Here is a 14,668-nt window from a genome sequence, read left to right as displayed (position 1 = left end):
CCCGCGGAATTCGCCCCCACCCCACACCATCAGGCGACCACAGAACGACTCAAAGGCTCACGAACCGCCCACTTAGAGCGTCCGCAGCCACAAGGACGCCACACGCCACACCTGAGGTCTGTGTGGATCGTCGCCCCCATAGCCCTCGCCGTCGTGGGAGTGCTCGCCTTCGGCCTCTTCCAAGGTATGGACACGCTGCTCACCGCGGAGAATCGGACGGGGAAGCCGGTCGACGTCAACAACGTCATCAAGACCACCGTCACGGTTCTCACTCTCATCGGCGCCGTCCTCACCGGCGTCTACGCCTACCGCAAACAACTCCTCGCGGAGGGCGACTCACACCGGGCGGACGCGAGCCAACTCGCCGACCGATACTCCACCGCAGCGGAGCAGATGGGGCACGAGCAGGCCGCCGTTCGGCTCGCCGGTGTGTACGCGATGGCGCGGCTCGCAGATGACTGGCCGGAGCAGCGGCAGGTGTGCATCGACGTCCTGTGCGCGTACCTGCGCATGCCCTACGAGCCCGACCCCACCGCAACCGGTTTCAAGGCAGGCGAGCGGGAAGTTCGGCTCACCATCATCCGGAGCATCCGTGACCACCTCCAAGATCCAATGGCACCGACGACGTGGTGCGGGCGCAGCCTAGACTTCACCGGGGCCACCTTCGACGGTGGGGACTTCCACGGCGCGCGGTTCACCGGAGGCGCAGTCTCCTTCGACGATACGCGGTTCACTGGCAGCACGGTCGCCTTCGATGGCGTGCAGATTACCGACAGCATGGTTACCTTCAACCGGGCGCAGTTCACTAGCGGCACGGTCGCCTTCGACGGCGCGCAGTTCACCCGCGGCACGGTTCGCTTCGACGGCGCGCAGTTCACCGGCAGCATGGTTCGCTTCGATGGCGTGCAGTTCACCGGCAGCATGGTTACCTTCGACAAGGCACAGTTCACTAACGGCACGGTCACCTACAACTACGCGCAGTTCATCGACGGCAAGGTCGCATTCAGTAGCGCGCAGTTCATCGGCGGCGAGGTCGCCTTCGGCAACACGCAGTTCACCAACAGCATGGCCTTCTTCGCCGGCGCGCAGTTCATCGGCGGCGAGGTTGCCTTCGGTAGCGCGCAGTTCATCGGCGGCGAGGTCTACTTCCATGGCGCGCAGTTCACCGGCGGCACGGTTCGCTTCGACCGCGTGCAGTTCCACGGCGGCGAGGTCTACTTCAACGATGCGCGGTTCACCGGCAGCACGGTCACCTTCTACTTGGCGCATTTCGCCAGCGGCACGGTCCAATTCAACTGCGCGCAGTTCACCCGCGGCACGGTCCACTTCAACCATGCGAAGTTCAGCGGCGGCACAGTCCACTTCGATGACGTGCAGTTCGACGGCGGCACGGCCTCCTTCGGCGGCGTGCTGTTCGACGGCGGCACGGCCTCCTTCCATGGCGCGGAGTACACCGGCGGCACGGTTGATTTCAACAGGGCGCAGTTCGACGGCGGCACGGTCCACTTCAACGACGCACTTTTCACCGACGGCACGGTCGAATTCCGCGACGCGCAGTTCACCGGAGGCGAGGTCTCGTTCGGCGACGCACTGTTCGACGGCGGCACGGTCTTCTTCGACGACGCGCAGTTCGACGGCAGCGCAGTCGACTTCAACAACGCGCAGTTTACTGGCGGCACGGTCACCTTCAGAAATGCTCAGTTCACCTACGGCACGGTCATCTTCGACGGCGTAGAGCTCGACGGCGGCGTGGTCGGCTTCATCGACGCGCAGTTCGACGGCGGCACGGTCGAATTCAGCAACGTGGAGTTCACCGACGGCGAGGTCTCCTTCCATAGCGCGGAGTACACCGACGGCACGGTTACCTTCAACGGCGTGCGGGTCGAGAGCGCAGCTGACATCGATTGGGGCCCGTTCCCTGCGATGCGGCCGAGCACGCCGAGACCGGTAGATCTGCAACACCAGGTGTAGCGGCATACGGTGACACCGTGTGCGACGGCAAGCTTGGTCAGAGCCGCGAACGACAGCTGAATGGCGCAGTCCCAGCAGCGCGAGCACCCGTCACGCGGCCATGGGGGGTGCCTGCCCCCGCCGCGCCCCCGCGTCCAGCGCGGCCACCAGGGCGAGCAGGCCGGGCCACTCCCACACCCGCCGGCGCGTGAGGGTGAGCGGTACGGGGGCGGGGCACTGGGGGCCCGTGCCGCACGTGACGCTCGGCCCCTGGTCCGGCCCCGTGTGCAAGGTGAGTTCACCGCCGCACCAGGGGCACGGCCGCTCGGGGACCGGGGTGGCGCGGTGGTCAAGGCGGAGGGTCCGCAGTAGGCGGCTGGCGCACTGGTGGGCAACGCGGGCAGCTTCGTGCAGCAGGTACTCGGGCAGGGGCGTGAACGGGGCAGATGCGAGGGTGTCGTCGTCGAGCAGTTCGGGCTCGGTGTCCTCGTCGAGCACCCGACCCTCGACGTACAAGGCGGCCCAATGCAGGCCGTGCGCGCGGCTGCCGGGATCCGTGGCGCTGCGGTAGTTCCAGCGGCGCGGGTCGTCGAGGTCGGCGTGCTGGACCGCGGCGGCGAGGGTGTCGGCGAGGTCAAACACGGCGCGCTCGATGGCGAGGCCGGTGTCGAGGGCGTCGACGTTCAGCGGGGAGGGGTGCTCGCGCAGCACCAGCGGCGCCCGCTCCTCGACGTCGAGCTGCTCGTCGTCAACGGCGCGCAGTGTGTGTACGAGTTGCCGCGGGGGCCACGCGTCGGCGGGCGGGGTCTCGACGGCGAGCAGCAGCTCGGCCCAGTGCTTCCGGATGGTGGCGAGGTTCTCGGCGGCGCGAACGGCTACGGGGTTGTGCATGGTTCATCCCTCCCGGGACTGGATTGCTCGGCGGCGTTGGCGTGCTGCTCGGCCTCGACGATGGCCTGCTCGGCGGCGTCGAGGCGGCGCTGCAACCGGCGTACGGCGGCCTGTTGCCCGCCGGCCTGGCGTCGGTACCGGTCGGCGGTGGTGCGCTCGGCCTCGATGAGGGTCCGCAGGTGCGCGGCCTCGGCCGGGGCGTGGCGGCCGTAGCGGGCGAGCAACACGTCGATCTGCGCCCAGCGTTCGTCAGCGGCGGTCATCGGCGCACCGCCGACAGTCTCGGCGTCTCGTATGACGCGATCAGGTCCCCGTCGGTGACGCGTACCTCGGCGTCGGCGGCCGGCCGGTCAACGCGGTGCAGCTCATCGCGCACGATCTCAACGAGGTGTGCGACGTCGAGCAGGGGAGCGGGCAAGGGTAGGGCGTGTTCGGTCCGGGTCACGTGGACCGTGCGTCGGGTCGGGACGATCACGGGGCGGACCTCCGGGGTGTCGAGGGGGAGTCGGGCGGGGGGGCGGGGCGGCCGTTCCCCGCGCGCACGGGGGCGGGTTCGACCGGTCGCGGCGGGAGCGGCTAGAACGGCGGTTCTGCGGCGTATTGCGGTGCTGCCAGGGCTTGGGTGTTCCAGGGGTCTGCGGTGGGCTGCTGCGGCTGCTGCGGGGCCTTGTGGTGGCCTGCTTTGGTGACGGTGGCGGTTGCGCGCAGCAGGGACGGGCCGACTTCGTCGACGTCCAGCTCGAACACGGTTCGCTTGATGCCTTCGCGGTCGTCGTAGGTGCGCTGCTTGAGGCGGCCGGTGACGATGACGCGCATGCCGCGGGTGAGGGACTCTGCGGCGTTTTCGGCGGCCTGGCGCCACACGGAGCAGGTCAGGAACAGGCTTTCGCCGTCGCGCCATTCGTTGGTCTGGCGGTCGAAGGTGCGGGGGGTGCTGGCTACGCGGAACTTGGCGACGGCGGCGCCGGCGGTGGTGAACCGCAGCTCGGGATCGTCGACCAGATTCCCTACAACGGTGATGACGGTCTCGCCGGACACAACGGCACCTCTTTCAGATGTGAAACGGAATCGAGTAAAGCGAATCGTACGTGAAATCTACCGGGTAGGGGTCGCCCATGTCGCCCTGTTTGGGCGAGGCCTGCGGGGCTACCCGCCTTGGTCTGCNGAAACGGAATCGAGTAAAGCGAATCGTACGTGAAATCTACCGGGTAGGGGTCGCCCATGTCGCCCTGTTTGGGCGAGGCCTGCGGGGCTACCCGCCTTGGTCTGCGGTGATGGTGAGGCCGTGCTCGGCGAGGCCAGTGAGTAGGCGCTCGGCGGCCTCGATGGCGGCCGGGGCGACGGGGTGCTCGCGTCCGGCGTACGCGTCCGGGTGCAGTTCGTGCAGCTCACCGGCCAGCAGGGCAACAACGGCGCGGGCGGTCATCGGATGCCCCGGCCGGCAACGACGTGGGCGGCGGCGAGGCGGCCCGCGGCGCGCCGGGGGACGGGCGGGGCCTGCATGAGCCGGGCGTGCCGGTTGTGCTCTGCCTGGTTGTGTTCGGCGAGCAGGTTGTCGACGAACCGGGCGGTGCGGGCTGCGAGTTCGGCCTCGACGGCGGCTCGGCGGGCGGCGGCTTCCTTCTCGGCGGCCTGGTGCTGCTGCTCGGCGAGCATGGCGGGGCCGTCGAGGGTGGTGGCGGGCAGCCATCGCGCGCCGCGGGCTTTCTCGATCACGACGACGGCGCCCTCGCCTGCCCAGGTTCGGGCCTTGGAGTAGAGGCGCTTGCGGTCGGACGTCTGGAACTGCACCTGAGGTGCCGGGGCGGGCCACGTGGCCGTAAGGCGGTAGTTCTTGCGGCTCATGCTGCGACTCCCTTGGGATCGGCGGCAAGTTCGGCTCTGCTGTCGTGCGGTGTGGCCTTGGTGCGGCGGCCCTTGCCGTTGGGGCGCCATCCGCCGCGGCATGGCTGTTCCTCCTCGGCGTGGCACCAGGGGCACGGCATCGACAGGGGGTCGGGCTGGCCTGCGGCGACGGTGGCCTCGCGGCGGGCCTTGGTGGGCCGGTAGGCGGCGAGTTGCAGCCGGACGGCCGGCGGGATGGGGCTGCCGATGGCGGCGAGGCGGGCCTCGATGGCGGGGTGTGGCCCGCCGGTGAGCTGGGGGTGTTCGACGGGCGCGGCCTGGCCGGTGGCGACGGCCGTGCGCGAGGTGCGCAGCTCGGCGAGGTAGGCGTCGACGTGGTCCGGGTCAACCGCCGGCGCCGGGTCGGTGTGGCGGTTCATCAACTCGACGCGGTGCGGTGCGAAGGCGGCGAGGAGGTCGTGCGGCTCGATCGGCCGGAACTGCGCGCTGCGGTCGCCGTTGCGCTGCTCGTAATAGCGGCGCACAGCGCGGCCGGCATCCCAACCAGCGGCCTCGGACTCCGCGGGGATGCTGTCGAGGGCCTGCGTCCACGTGCGGATGGTGGCCGCGGACTGCTCGGGGCTGGCCATGATGCGACGTACGCGGCTGTCGAGGGTGGCGGCGAAGTTCAACAGGGCGGCGACGTGGGCGTGCTGCATTAGGCGAAACCTTCCTTCTCCAACAGGGCTAGCCCTGCTGCCAAGTTGTCGGTATGGCTGGTGGGGGCGGCCGGCGCGGGCCGGAACGGCACGACGTTGGAGCCGTGCGGCGCGGCGGCGGGGACGTGGTCGAGATCGGACCAGACACGCAGCCAGTAGCGGGCCGGTTTGGGGCCGTCGCCGGGGTGAGTGCGGCGGGCGGCGAGGTCAACCAGGGCGGCGGCACCGTGCGCCTGAACCAGGCGCCATACGTCGCGCTGCTCGCCAAGTCCCAGCGTCCACCTGACCTCGACTCCGGCGGCGTCGAGGGCGTCGGCGAGGGGGCGCAGTTGCTCGACTACCGGAGACGCACCCGCACGCGGCTGCTGCTGTTCTTCTTGGTGATTGCGTTCATATGCGTTCTGGGGTCCGGAATCCGGACCGGTGGGGGTCCGGTTTTCGTACCCCTGGGGTCCGGAATCTGTACCCCCGGGGGTCCGGTTCTCGGACCGGTCCGGATTCCGTACCGGTCCGGATTTCGGACCTCCATAAGGGGTCGAATCGGACTCGGTGCGGCGGTGGTCGACGGCGAGCGGAAGCCGGTACACGGTCTCTCTACGCGGCCCCGTTGCGCCCTCGACGACTTCCAACTCACCCGATTCGAGCAGCTTGTCAACGGCGGCCACGACGGAGGAGCGGGCCGCGTTCGTCCGCTGCACGAGCATGGTCGTGCCCGCATACGCGGTGCAGTCGGGGCCGGGGCACTTGTCCGCGATGGCGAGCAGCACCATGCGGCCGGTGCCCTTGGCGGCGGACCGGGTCCACACCCAATCCATGGCGTCGAGGCTCAACGCGCCTTCCTTACATGCGGCTTGACGGGACTTTCAGGGCGGCAGGGGAGTGCAGGGGGCAGCGGTGGCCGATGACGTACCGGCGGGCGTCCGGGGCGCCGCAGAAGCGGCGCTCCGAGCCGTCCCAGTGGCCGCACTTCATGTGGCTTCATCTGCTGTGCCGGGGGCGAGCATGGGCAGGACCAGGGGCGCCAACACGCCCGTACGCCATGCCTCGCCGACGAGGTCTTTGCCACCCTTGGCGAACCGCACCGAATGCGAGCGGCGCCGGGTAGGCCGGATCTCCACCCCGGGCACTTCGTGCACTTCGCCCGAGGCCGGGTCGACGATCTGCGGCACACCGGCCGCGGTCATCTCGCCGAGCAGCCGCTCGACAAACGCGGCCCGCATTTCTTTGACGATCCGCGTCACGCGCTCGGCCGGGAACGCCGCCCGAGCCCAGGCCGTGAACGCCTCCTCGTCGACAACCTGCGCGGTCGGCTCCCCGCCCGTCAGGCTGATGGTGCCCACCTTCGTACCGTCCGGCAGCGCGGCGGCGAACTGCCGCGCCCCGGTGACTTCATGGGCGGCGTCGAGGTGATGCTGCACCTCCGTGCGCGCCTCCTCGTACGCGGCCTTCACCTCGTCGAGAAGGGCTTTCAGCACGGCCTCTCGGGTGGTCGCGGCCTTGATGTCCGCGGCGCTCACCGGTCCCCCTCGACGGCCTCGCGCAGGTCAGCAACCTGGGCGCGCAACTGCTCTGCGCTGGCGAAGGCGGCCGGGCAGCCGTGCGCCGCCTCGAACGCCTCATCGGCCTCCTCGACGTCGAGGCCGGCGGCCTGCGCAGCGTCGTACATCTCGGCCAGCTCGGGGGCTATCTGGGCGTCACCGGCCGGCTCCGCCTCGACGACGTCCTCGACCGGCGGCTGCTCGGCCCCCTTGGCACCAGGCTTGTTCCGGCCGACGGCGGCCACGTGGTCGAGGTACTCCCGCGGCGCCCCCGCGGCCTTGGCCTGCGCCCACACCGCACGCACCCCGTCGGCGTCCGCGCAGTCCTCGGCCAGGGCGAGGAAGTCGGGCTGCTCGACGTCCTGCGGGGCCTGCTCGCCGGTGTCCCGCTGGATCTCCCCAGCAAGGTAGATGGGGTTCCCCTCCTGGTCGACGACGGCGCCGAGTTCTTCGGGGGTGTAATGCACGCCGAACAGCGCTTCCTCGCAGGCATCCCGGGCAACGGCGGAGATGGCACGGGCCTTGAGCATCGACGCCGGGTACTTCTTCCACACGTCCTTGCCGAGCAGACCGGCGCGGCGCGCGTCCTCGATGGTGAACCGGACCTCGAACACGAACTCGGGGTCGTCGGCCCGGATGATCTGAGCCGTGGCCGCTGTTGCGTCGCCGGTGACGCGCAGCCGGTGCCCGGCGCGGCGGACAAGGGCGGAGATCAGGGCGGCGGACGCGGTCGGTTTGCCCTCGATGACATGCACGCCGGTGATCGCGACCATGGGGTGCAGGCCGAGGGACTCGGCGTACTCGACCGCATAGAGCAGGTTCGCGGGCTGCCCGCGGAACTGGCGGGGCAGCAGGCCGGACGCGGCGAACGCGCGGCAGTAGTCGAGCTTGGACTCGACCGACATACGGGGCATGGCGGGGGCGGCGAGGTGCTGCTGCGTGGGCTGCTGGCGCTCGGAGAGGGCGACGACGGTCACGGGGCGACTCCTAAGTACGTGGCGGAAAGGTCGAGGACGGCGGCGAGGGCATCGCGGGCCGCGTCGTGCGCGGCGGCGGCCAGCTCGCGGCCGTGGTCGGTGGCGGCCGGGTAGTGCCGCATGTGGTCGGCGTGCGACCGGGCGTCGGCGAGGTCGAGCAGCAGGTGCTCGACGGCAGCGGGGGCGTCGGCGTACGCCTCGGCGAGGGCGTCGAGGACGGTCTCGGCGTTCACTGCGTGGGTCAGGCAGCGATAGCGGCGGGTGCCGCGGGCGCCGGGCATTGCTCGTTGCGGGCCGTGCGGTGCAGCCGGCGCAGGATCAACTCGATTTCGTCTGCGCTGCGGAAGCTCCCGACGGCAGCCTGCTCGGCGGCCAGATGGATCGGCAGGCGGTCGCGGCGGGTGCGGGCCTGGTCAAGGACGGCGCGGGCCTCGGCGAACGCGCGCTCGCGGGGCGTTATCGCGCTCATGCCGCGGTGTCCTCTCGCATCAGGTCGGCCGGGGTGAGCCCATACGCCTTCTCGATGGCGGCCAGACCAGACGGCCCCGGGGCGTGGCGGCCGGTCGCCCACCGGTAGACGGCCAGGTAGGGCATGCCCATCCGGCGGGCCATGTCGGCAGGGGTGCGGTCGCCCTTGGTCCGCGCGGCGGTGACCAGGGCGGAAGGTGCATAAGACATGACAGTTCCTTTCACGAGACGATCGATGTTGATCTCTCTCGTGCTTGAAATATAGCACCTTCGTTTCACGCATGAAATCAGTTGCGCTGACAAACGCGGACCTGCGTAACTAGTCGCCAGGAACCGGACGCAACCGCCCGACCCTGCTCAGACGCACTGTCAGTGGGTGCCTATATGGTTACGAACAAGACAGGTTGACGGCCCAGCCGTAGCCTGATCGAAGTCCTGTTCGATTGCGGCGGACTGTGTGTACTTCGCGAGACGGGGGAGGGGCGTCATGCCGAGCGGTGATCCACATGCCAAATTTCTTTCATGCGCGATATCTTTCGTGTATGACATCCGACGCTGCCCAGCACACCCCCCAGACCTTCGCCGCATGGCTCAAGGAGCAACTACGAGTCCGCGGCTACCCAGATCGCGGCGGACAGAAGAAGTTCGCTACAGACTCCGGCATCAGCCCGGCAACCGTCTCGCGACTCTTCCGCGGTGACGGCCTCCCAGACCTGCGCACCCTCAACGCCCTATCCGAGTGTCTGCGCGTCCCCCTCGGCGAGGTCCTCGTAAGGGCCGGCGTCCTCTCGCCGGACGACCTCGCCGCCGCCGCGGCCCGCCCCATCAACCCCGCATCCATCACGCCCAAGCAAGCCGCCAACGAACTAGGCATCACCAGCCCCGAAGGCGTCGGCACATTCGAACGAATGGTCAACGGACTCCGCGCCACCGAACCGGGCGACACCCGCGCAAGCGGATAGCACCACAGAAAGGCAACCACCCCCCGATGATCAACCGTGAGCACCTCGCCCTCGTTGCCTCGACCCTTGCGTTCCTCGCCGGCCTGATCCTGGTCGTCCTCGGTGCCGTGACCGGGAACAACGCCCGGCTCGCCGACACCGGCTCTGTGCTGACCTTCGCCAGCCTGCCTCCCGTGATCCTGGCCAAGGTGCGACGCCACCAGCGCATCACCCGGGACACCGCGGAAGCACTCCGCCGAGAGGGATACCGCCTTGGTCTTGAGCACGCATCGCGCGGCCTGCTCACCCCGCCGCCCGTCACAGACGGCGGCGGCCCCGGAACCTCCACCGGCGACGTAGCCACCGTCCACCGCCTCTACGCGGTGCCGTCGTGCGGCAACAACCTCACGCCTCGCCACAAAGCGCAGTAAAGGAGCAGCCTCGGCGCGCGCTACCGCGGGGGGTAGCGCAGCAGCCACCCCAACAACCAGAACAACAAGGGAGGGGAAACCAACGCGATGATGCGCGCACCAAGCCCGCAACTCATCACGTGGGAGGAACTACTCAAGTCCTTCCAGGACGTACCCGAGTCCTTCGAGTCCGACGACGTGCAGGCAACGTTCCTGCCCGACGACGGTTGCGAGCCGTACATCGGATACATCCGAGTCAGCACATGGAGAGAGGAGAAGATCAGCCCTGAACTTCAAAAGTCAGCCATAGAGGAATGGGCCCGACGCACCCAACGCCGGATCATCGGCTGGATAGTCGACCTCGACGCCACAGGCCGGAACTTCAAGCGCAAGATCATGCGCGCAATCGAAGGCGTCGAGGCAAAGTTCGCCCAAGGCATCGCCGTATGGCGATACAGCAGATTCGGAAGAAACAGAACCGGCAACGCCGTCAACCTCGCCCGACTCGAATACGCAGGAGGCCGCCTCGAATCGGCAACCGAACCGGTCGACGCCTCCACCGCGATCGGCGAATTCCAACGCGAAATGATCTTCGCATTCGGCAACTTCGAGTCCAACCGCGCCGCCGAACAGTGGCGCGAGACCCACGAACATCGGCGCAACACGGAACGACTCCCTGCCACCGGGCGTAACCGCTTCGGGTACATCTGGCACCGCCGCTGGGACCCGAAAACGGAGAAACTCCAGAAAGAGCGGTACGCACTCGACCCCGACTCCGCCGAGGTCGTCCTCGAAGCGTACGAGCGAAAAGTGCACGGGCGCGAGGGATTCACGACCATCTGTGCATGGCTCAATTCCCTTGGATTCCGAACCACCATGGGAAACCCATGGGAACAATCAGCCCTACGCAAGTACATGGACTCGGGCTTCGCCGCCGGCCTGCTGCGCGTCCATGACCAGGACTGCAAGTGCACCGAAATGTCGTCGTGCAAGAACTTCCACCTCTTGCCCGGCGCGCAGCCTGCCATCGTCGATCAAGAACTCTGGGAGGCGTACTTGGAACACCGCAAGCTGGTCAAGGATCAGCCCCCGCGGGAGCGGAACGCTACCTACCCGCTCACCGGCCTTATGCGGCATGGCGAATGCCGACGGGGCCTGTCCGCATTCCGCGGCGGCTCAACCGGGGCGACGGTGAACGGCTACGGCTACCGCTGCAACTGGTACATCAAGAGCGGCGGCAGCGCGTGCGACGGCGTCAGCATCACTCGGGCCAAGGTCGAGATGTCTGTGCTTACGTTCCTGGCCAACGAGGTAGCACCCGGGGTCGACGCGGCCCCGACCGTGCAGCACCGCCGGCAGGACGTCAGCAGGGCGCGGGACCTCGCCAAGCGGGAGCGGGAACGGCTGACGAAGGAGATCAAGAAGCTATCGGACGGCCTCGCGCGTCTGCGAGCGGACCATGCGGTGAACGAGGCCGACTACGAACCGGGAGAGTACGAGGCAGCGCGCGACAAGATCAGGAGGGATAAGGCAGCCGCCGAGAAGGCCCTACAGGAAGTCGTCGAGGTCGAGACAACACCGCAGCAGGTCGACTTTCAACCGCTGATCGTCGGCCTGCTCGATGAGTGGGACACCCTCACCGTGGGGGAGAAGAACGGCGTCCTTCGGAAGGTGCTGCGGCGCGTGTCGGTAGTGCGTATCGACCGCGGTCGAGGAAAGCGGGCGACGTCCCGCGTAGAGGTTCACCCGGTGTGGGAGCCGGACCCGTGGGCACCCCGAAAGGTGTCGCTGGTGAAGCAGCCCAAGCATGTGGTACCGGCCCAGAAGGCGCCGCAGCTCGCCGTCGTTGCGTGAATCTGAGTTTGTGTTTTAGAGGACCTATTGCACGTGAAGGCCCAGGTGAACTGGACCGGCCGCTCCTCCATGGAGGTCGGCGTCCGCGTCCTGGCCGAGCGCTGGAACGAATCCAGCCCCGCCCAGCAGGTCGGCTCCGCCTACCTCGTCTTCGCCGCCGTCGACGAGCAGGGCAAGCCCCGCACGGTGCCGCCGGTGATCCCCGAGACGGAGCGCGACAAGCGCCGCTACCAGGAAGCGCAGATCCGCCGCACGCACCGGCTGGCCCGCCGCCGCGCCATCAGGGAACTGCGCGAGCGGCGCGCCGCCGAGGGGCTCGACGAGGCGTAGCGCCCGACCCGCCGGACCGACCCCGGTCCGGCGCCCCGGCCAGGGCCTGTCCGGTGGGTCGGGGTCGGGGTCGGGGTCGGAAAGGCCCTACACCTCCTCCGGCGCTGCCGCCGCCGCGGTCCGCACCGGCCGGGCCGGCGGCGTCCGGCGGAGCAGCACCGCCGCCGCCGGCTTCGCGAGCAGGGCCAGCGCCGCGCCGAGGACGGTACCGGCCGCCGCGCACAGCACATCGTCGATGTCCGCGACCCGCCCGGCCCGCATCAGCAGCTGCCCCGCCTCGATGGCCACGCACAGCCCGACCCCGAGCAGGAACGCCCCGGCCGCGGACCAGCGCGGTGCGGCGAACCGCAGCAGCAGCGGCACCGGCACGAACAGCAGGGTGTTGGCGATCTGCCGCCGTACCAGCATCTCGACCTCACCGGGCTCCAGTTGGGCCCCCAGGTCGAGGAGTCCCTCGCCGGGGCGCCACCAGATCGTCGCGTCGCCGGACCCGATCGGCTGGGTGGGGGCCAGGGTCACCACCAGCATCATCAGCAGCCAGCCCGCCAGCAGCACGCCCGCGGCGGTCCGCGGGGCGCGCCGGTGCGGGGCGTGGGCGGACCACAGGGCGAGGCCGAGGGCCAGCGCCAGTGCCGCGAGAAGGAAGAGCGCCACCGTGGTGGGGGTGATGCCCAGGACGACCTGCCACACGCTCCGCACGCACCTTTCAGGACTTCGGGACACCGGGTCGGTCCCGGGTCAGTCGCAGCTCCACTTGGTGACGAAGACCGTCTCCGCGTGTTCCATGACGCCCCGGATGCACTCGTCCGGCAGCATCTCCACCCGGCCGCTCAGCCGGAGCGCGCCGCCCTGGGTCCGCCCGGTGCCGAACCAGCCGGGGAACGCGGTGATCCGGGAGTTCTTGCGCTGGTAGCCGAGCCGTACGGCGATCTCGCCGGGTGCGGTGTCGTCCCGCCGGTAGCTCGCCGTGTAGGTGCCGGCCGCGCCGACCGGGCCGCGCAGGCACAGCTGCCCCCGGACCAGGTCGCCGCAGCCGGTGGGCGCCGGGGGAGCCGGTGGGGTGGCCGCCGCGGTGGCCGCGATCAGGGACAGCGCCGCGACCACGGCCGCGGTGTGGCTCACCCGGCGCCGCCCGTACGGCTGGTCCGGGGGCCGGCCGGGCGCGGTGCGGCGGGGCGCGGGGACGGTCATGGGCACACCGCCTGGTCGCCGGTGATCGCCCCGAGGGTGCCCGGGGCCCGGTCCGGCTCCGCGGCCCGCACCGGCCGCACCGCCCGCTGGTCCCGGCCCACCGTCACCCGCAGCACCGCCCCCTGCCCGGCCGCCGGGCGCAGCCTGGCGCCGGGCAGCGCGGCGGCCAGCGACCGGGCCGAGCGGTCCCAGTGCGGGTCGTACGTGACGACCGTGTGCGCCACCGGACGACCGGGCGCGGCGCCGCCCGGCGTGCCGGTGGCGGCGAAGCCGCTGGCGCGCAGCGCACGGGCCACCGAGGCCGCCGTGCCGGGGTGGCCGCCGCCGTCGTCGACCTGCACCTGGATCCGGTGCGGCGGTACGTCCACGGCCGGAGCCGTCGCCTTCGCCGGGTCCGCGGCCGGTGCGAACGGCCGGTCCTCGCGGATCGCCCGGAACAGCTTCGGCGCCTCCACCGGGTCCCAGCGCACCGTCGAGCCGAGGCCCGGCAGCGTCTCGGCCTCGCCCTGCAGCGGCACCGAGGCGTACTCCGTGGACTGCGTGCGCAGACCGCGCAGCGCCTGCCCGAGGTCGGTGAGGTCGCCACCCCCGAAGCCCGCGTCGGCCCGTACCGAGCGGAGCACCGCGTCCGCTACGCCCTTGAAGCGGACCGGGTTCATCAGCACCCCGGACGAGGTGATCCGCTGCAGCAGCGAGGCCAGGAAGCGCTGCTGCCGCTGCATCCGGCCCAGGTCCGCCGAGGCGTCGAGGTGCCGCGAGCGGACGTACTGGAGCGCCTGGCCCCCGTTGAGCAGCGACCTGCCGGCCGGCAGGTCCAGGCCCGAATAGCGGTCCTTGAGCGGTCGCACGGTGCAGATCTCGACCCCGCCGACCGCGTCCACGGTCCGCATGAAGGTGGTGAAGTCGATCTCCAGATAGTGGTCGAGGTGCACCCCCGTCATCCGCTCGACGGTCTGCACGGTGAGGCCGGGGCCGCCCTCCGCGTAGGCCGCGTTGAGCTTGATCGCGTGCCGGTGGCGGAGCCGGCCACCGGCTTCCCGCCGGGCCGGCACCTCGGCGTACGAGTCGCGCGGCAGGCTGACGACCCCGGCCCGGCTCCGGTCGGCGGAGAGGTGCACCAGCATCAGGGTGTCGGTGCAGTGGCAGGGGTCGCCGCCCAGGTGGAACCTCCGCTTCTGCGCGTCGGTCAGCCTGTCCCGCCCGTCCGTGCCGACGACCAGGAAGTTCAGACCGTCGCCGCCCCCGGGCCGGTTGCGCATCCCCTTGAAGGCGTCCACCCGGCCGATGCCGGTCTCGACACCGGTGACCATCGCGTGCCCGACACCGCTCGCGGACAGCAGCAGGGCGGTCGCGACGGCGCTGATCCGCAGTCCCCAGCGCCGGACCGGGAGGCGCAGGAACCTGCGCTCGGTCCGCGGGCGCCGGCCCGGGACGGTGGGGGTCGAGGAGGACGGCGCGGTCACGGGGCACCTCCGCGGGTGGACGGGGACGGGCCGCGGAAGGCCGGTGCGTAGGTCGCGGCCGGGGCGCGGTGCGGTGCGGATCGGGAGCGGACCAGGCGTGTCCCGACGGGGA

Annotated in this window: 20 protein-coding genes and 1 pseudogene; 5 read left to right on the top strand and 16 right to left on the bottom strand. The window is 70.3% G+C overall.

Annotation, left to right across the window (positions count from 1 at the left end; translation table 11 throughout):
- Positions 1–186 precede the first annotated feature (186 nt).
- The gene (locus ACO1BR_RS37035) at positions 187–1,971 is read left to right on the top strand and encodes a pentapeptide repeat-containing protein (RefSeq protein WP_426799502.1); all 1,785 of its coding nucleotides are present in this window, start codon (positions 187–189) and stop codon (positions 1,969–1,971) included.
- Positions 1,972–2,061: 90 nt separating this feature from the next.
- On the opposite strand, the gene ACO1BR_RS37030 is transcribed toward ACO1BR_RS37035, so the two are convergent.
- The 13 genes from ACO1BR_RS37030 to ACO1BR_RS36970 form a co-directional block, all read right to left on the bottom strand.
- Positions 2,062–2,841, bottom strand: coding sequence for a hypothetical protein (locus ACO1BR_RS37030; protein WP_426799501.1), 780 nt, complete (start codon positions 2,839–2,841; stop codon positions 2,062–2,064).
- Positions 2,826–3,104: a hypothetical protein gene (locus ACO1BR_RS37025; protein WP_426799500.1), complete on the bottom strand. Its 279-nt coding sequence runs from the start codon at positions 3,102–3,104 to the stop codon at positions 2,826–2,828. The genes ACO1BR_RS37030 and ACO1BR_RS37025 overlap by 16 nt, the downstream gene beginning before the upstream one ends.
- The gene (locus tag ACO1BR_RS37020; RefSeq protein ID WP_426799499.1) at positions 3,101–3,259 is read right to left on the bottom strand and encodes a hypothetical protein; all 159 of its coding nucleotides are present in this window, start codon (positions 3,257–3,259) and stop codon (positions 3,101–3,103) included. The genes ACO1BR_RS37025 and ACO1BR_RS37020 overlap by 4 nt, the downstream gene beginning before the upstream one ends.
- Before the next feature lie 158 nt (positions 3,260–3,417).
- Positions 3,418–3,879, bottom strand: a complete 462-nt coding sequence (locus tag ACO1BR_RS37015) for a single-stranded DNA-binding protein (protein ID WP_426799498.1) — start codon at positions 3,877–3,879, stop codon at positions 3,418–3,420.
- 214 nt (positions 3,880–4,093) lie between these two features.
- A complete protein-coding gene (locus ACO1BR_RS37010; protein WP_426799497.1) occupies positions 4,094–4,267 on the bottom strand; it encodes a hypothetical protein in 174 nt (57 codons plus the stop codon).
- Positions 4,264–4,686, bottom strand: coding sequence for a hypothetical protein (locus ACO1BR_RS37005; protein WP_426799496.1), 423 nt, complete (start codon positions 4,684–4,686; stop codon positions 4,264–4,266). Before ACO1BR_RS37005 ends, ACO1BR_RS37010 begins: the two co-directional genes overlap by 4 nt.
- Positions 4,683–5,384 (bottom strand): zinc finger domain-containing protein, encoded by a 702-nt coding sequence (locus ACO1BR_RS37000; protein ID WP_426799495.1) that lies wholly within the window; start codon positions 5,382–5,384, stop codon positions 4,683–4,685. Before ACO1BR_RS37000 ends, ACO1BR_RS37005 begins: the two co-directional genes overlap by 4 nt.
- Positions 5,384–6,214 carry a hypothetical protein gene (locus tag ACO1BR_RS36995; RefSeq protein ID WP_426799494.1) on the bottom strand — a complete coding sequence of 277 codons (831 nt, stop codon included), beginning with the start codon at positions 6,212–6,214 and terminating at the stop codon, positions 5,384–5,386. The genes ACO1BR_RS37000 and ACO1BR_RS36995 overlap by 1 nt, the downstream gene beginning before the upstream one ends.
- A gap of 138 nt (positions 6,215–6,352) precedes the next feature.
- Positions 6,353–6,901 (bottom strand): hypothetical protein, encoded by a 549-nt coding sequence (locus ACO1BR_RS36990; RefSeq protein ID WP_426799493.1) that lies wholly within the window; start codon positions 6,899–6,901, stop codon positions 6,353–6,355.
- A complete protein-coding gene (locus ACO1BR_RS36985; RefSeq protein ID WP_426799492.1) occupies positions 6,898–7,899 on the bottom strand; it encodes a hypothetical protein in 1,002 nt (333 codons plus the stop codon). Before ACO1BR_RS36985 ends, ACO1BR_RS36990 begins: the two co-directional genes overlap by 4 nt.
- On the bottom strand, positions 7,896–8,180 hold the full coding sequence (locus ACO1BR_RS36980) for a hypothetical protein (protein WP_426799491.1): 285 nt from the start codon (positions 8,178–8,180) through the stop codon (positions 7,896–7,898). The genes ACO1BR_RS36985 and ACO1BR_RS36980 overlap by 4 nt, the downstream gene beginning before the upstream one ends.
- On the bottom strand, positions 8,141–8,368 hold the full coding sequence (locus ACO1BR_RS36975) for a hypothetical protein (RefSeq protein WP_426799490.1): 228 nt from the start codon (positions 8,366–8,368) through the stop codon (positions 8,141–8,143). Before ACO1BR_RS36975 ends, ACO1BR_RS36980 begins: the two co-directional genes overlap by 40 nt.
- Positions 8,365–8,577, bottom strand: coding sequence for a helix-turn-helix domain-containing protein (locus ACO1BR_RS36970; protein ID WP_426799489.1), 213 nt, complete (start codon positions 8,575–8,577; stop codon positions 8,365–8,367). The genes ACO1BR_RS36975 and ACO1BR_RS36970 overlap by 4 nt, the downstream gene beginning before the upstream one ends.
- A 332-nt stretch (positions 8,578–8,909) precedes the next feature.
- Here ACO1BR_RS36970 and ACO1BR_RS36965 point away from each other — a divergent pair, with 332 nt between their 5' ends.
- The 4 genes and pseudogenes from ACO1BR_RS36965 to ACO1BR_RS36950 all read left to right on the top strand — a co-directional run.
- Positions 8,910–9,329, top strand: a complete 420-nt coding sequence (locus tag ACO1BR_RS36965; protein WP_426799488.1) for a helix-turn-helix domain-containing protein — start codon at positions 8,910–8,912, stop codon at positions 9,327–9,329.
- Positions 9,330–9,355: 26 nt separating this feature from the next.
- Positions 9,356–9,739: a hypothetical protein gene (locus ACO1BR_RS36960; protein WP_426799487.1), complete on the top strand. Its 384-nt coding sequence runs from the start codon at positions 9,356–9,358 to the stop codon at positions 9,737–9,739.
- 87 nt (positions 9,740–9,826) lie between these two features.
- Positions 9,827–11,572, top strand: a complete 1,746-nt coding sequence (locus ACO1BR_RS36955; protein ID WP_426799486.1) for a recombinase family protein — start codon at positions 9,827–9,829, stop codon at positions 11,570–11,572.
- A 21-nt stretch (positions 11,573–11,593) separates the two neighbouring features.
- Positions 11,594–11,902, top strand: a pseudogene (locus tag ACO1BR_RS36950) (acyl-CoA thioesterase); the annotation flags it as partial.
- Between the two features lie 87 nt (positions 11,903–11,989).
- Here ACO1BR_RS36950 and ACO1BR_RS36945 read toward each other — a convergent pair.
- From ACO1BR_RS36945 to ACO1BR_RS36935, 3 genes are read right to left on the bottom strand one after another with little or no spacing between them, the layout of a single operon-like run.
- A complete protein-coding gene (locus tag ACO1BR_RS36945) occupies positions 11,990–12,592 on the bottom strand; it encodes a VanZ family protein (protein WP_426799485.1) in 603 nt (200 codons plus the stop codon).
- Positions 12,593–12,640: 48 nt separating this feature from the next.
- A complete protein-coding gene (locus tag ACO1BR_RS36940; protein ID WP_426799484.1) occupies positions 12,641–13,093 on the bottom strand; it encodes a hypothetical protein in 453 nt (150 codons plus the stop codon).
- A complete protein-coding gene (locus tag ACO1BR_RS36935) occupies positions 13,090–14,463 on the bottom strand; it encodes an LCP family protein (protein WP_426799504.1) in 1,374 nt (457 codons plus the stop codon). Before ACO1BR_RS36935 ends, ACO1BR_RS36940 begins: the two co-directional genes overlap by 4 nt.
- Positions 14,464–14,668 lie beyond the last annotated feature (205 nt).

It is taken from the genome of Streptomyces sp. YGL11-2, from assembly GCF_050054615.1.
Taxonomy (GTDB): domain Bacteria; phylum Actinomycetota; class Actinomycetes; order Streptomycetales; family Streptomycetaceae; genus Streptomyces.
The sequence above is the reverse complement of the archived record's forward strand: the minus strand, read 5'-3'. Positions and strand labels throughout refer to the sequence as shown.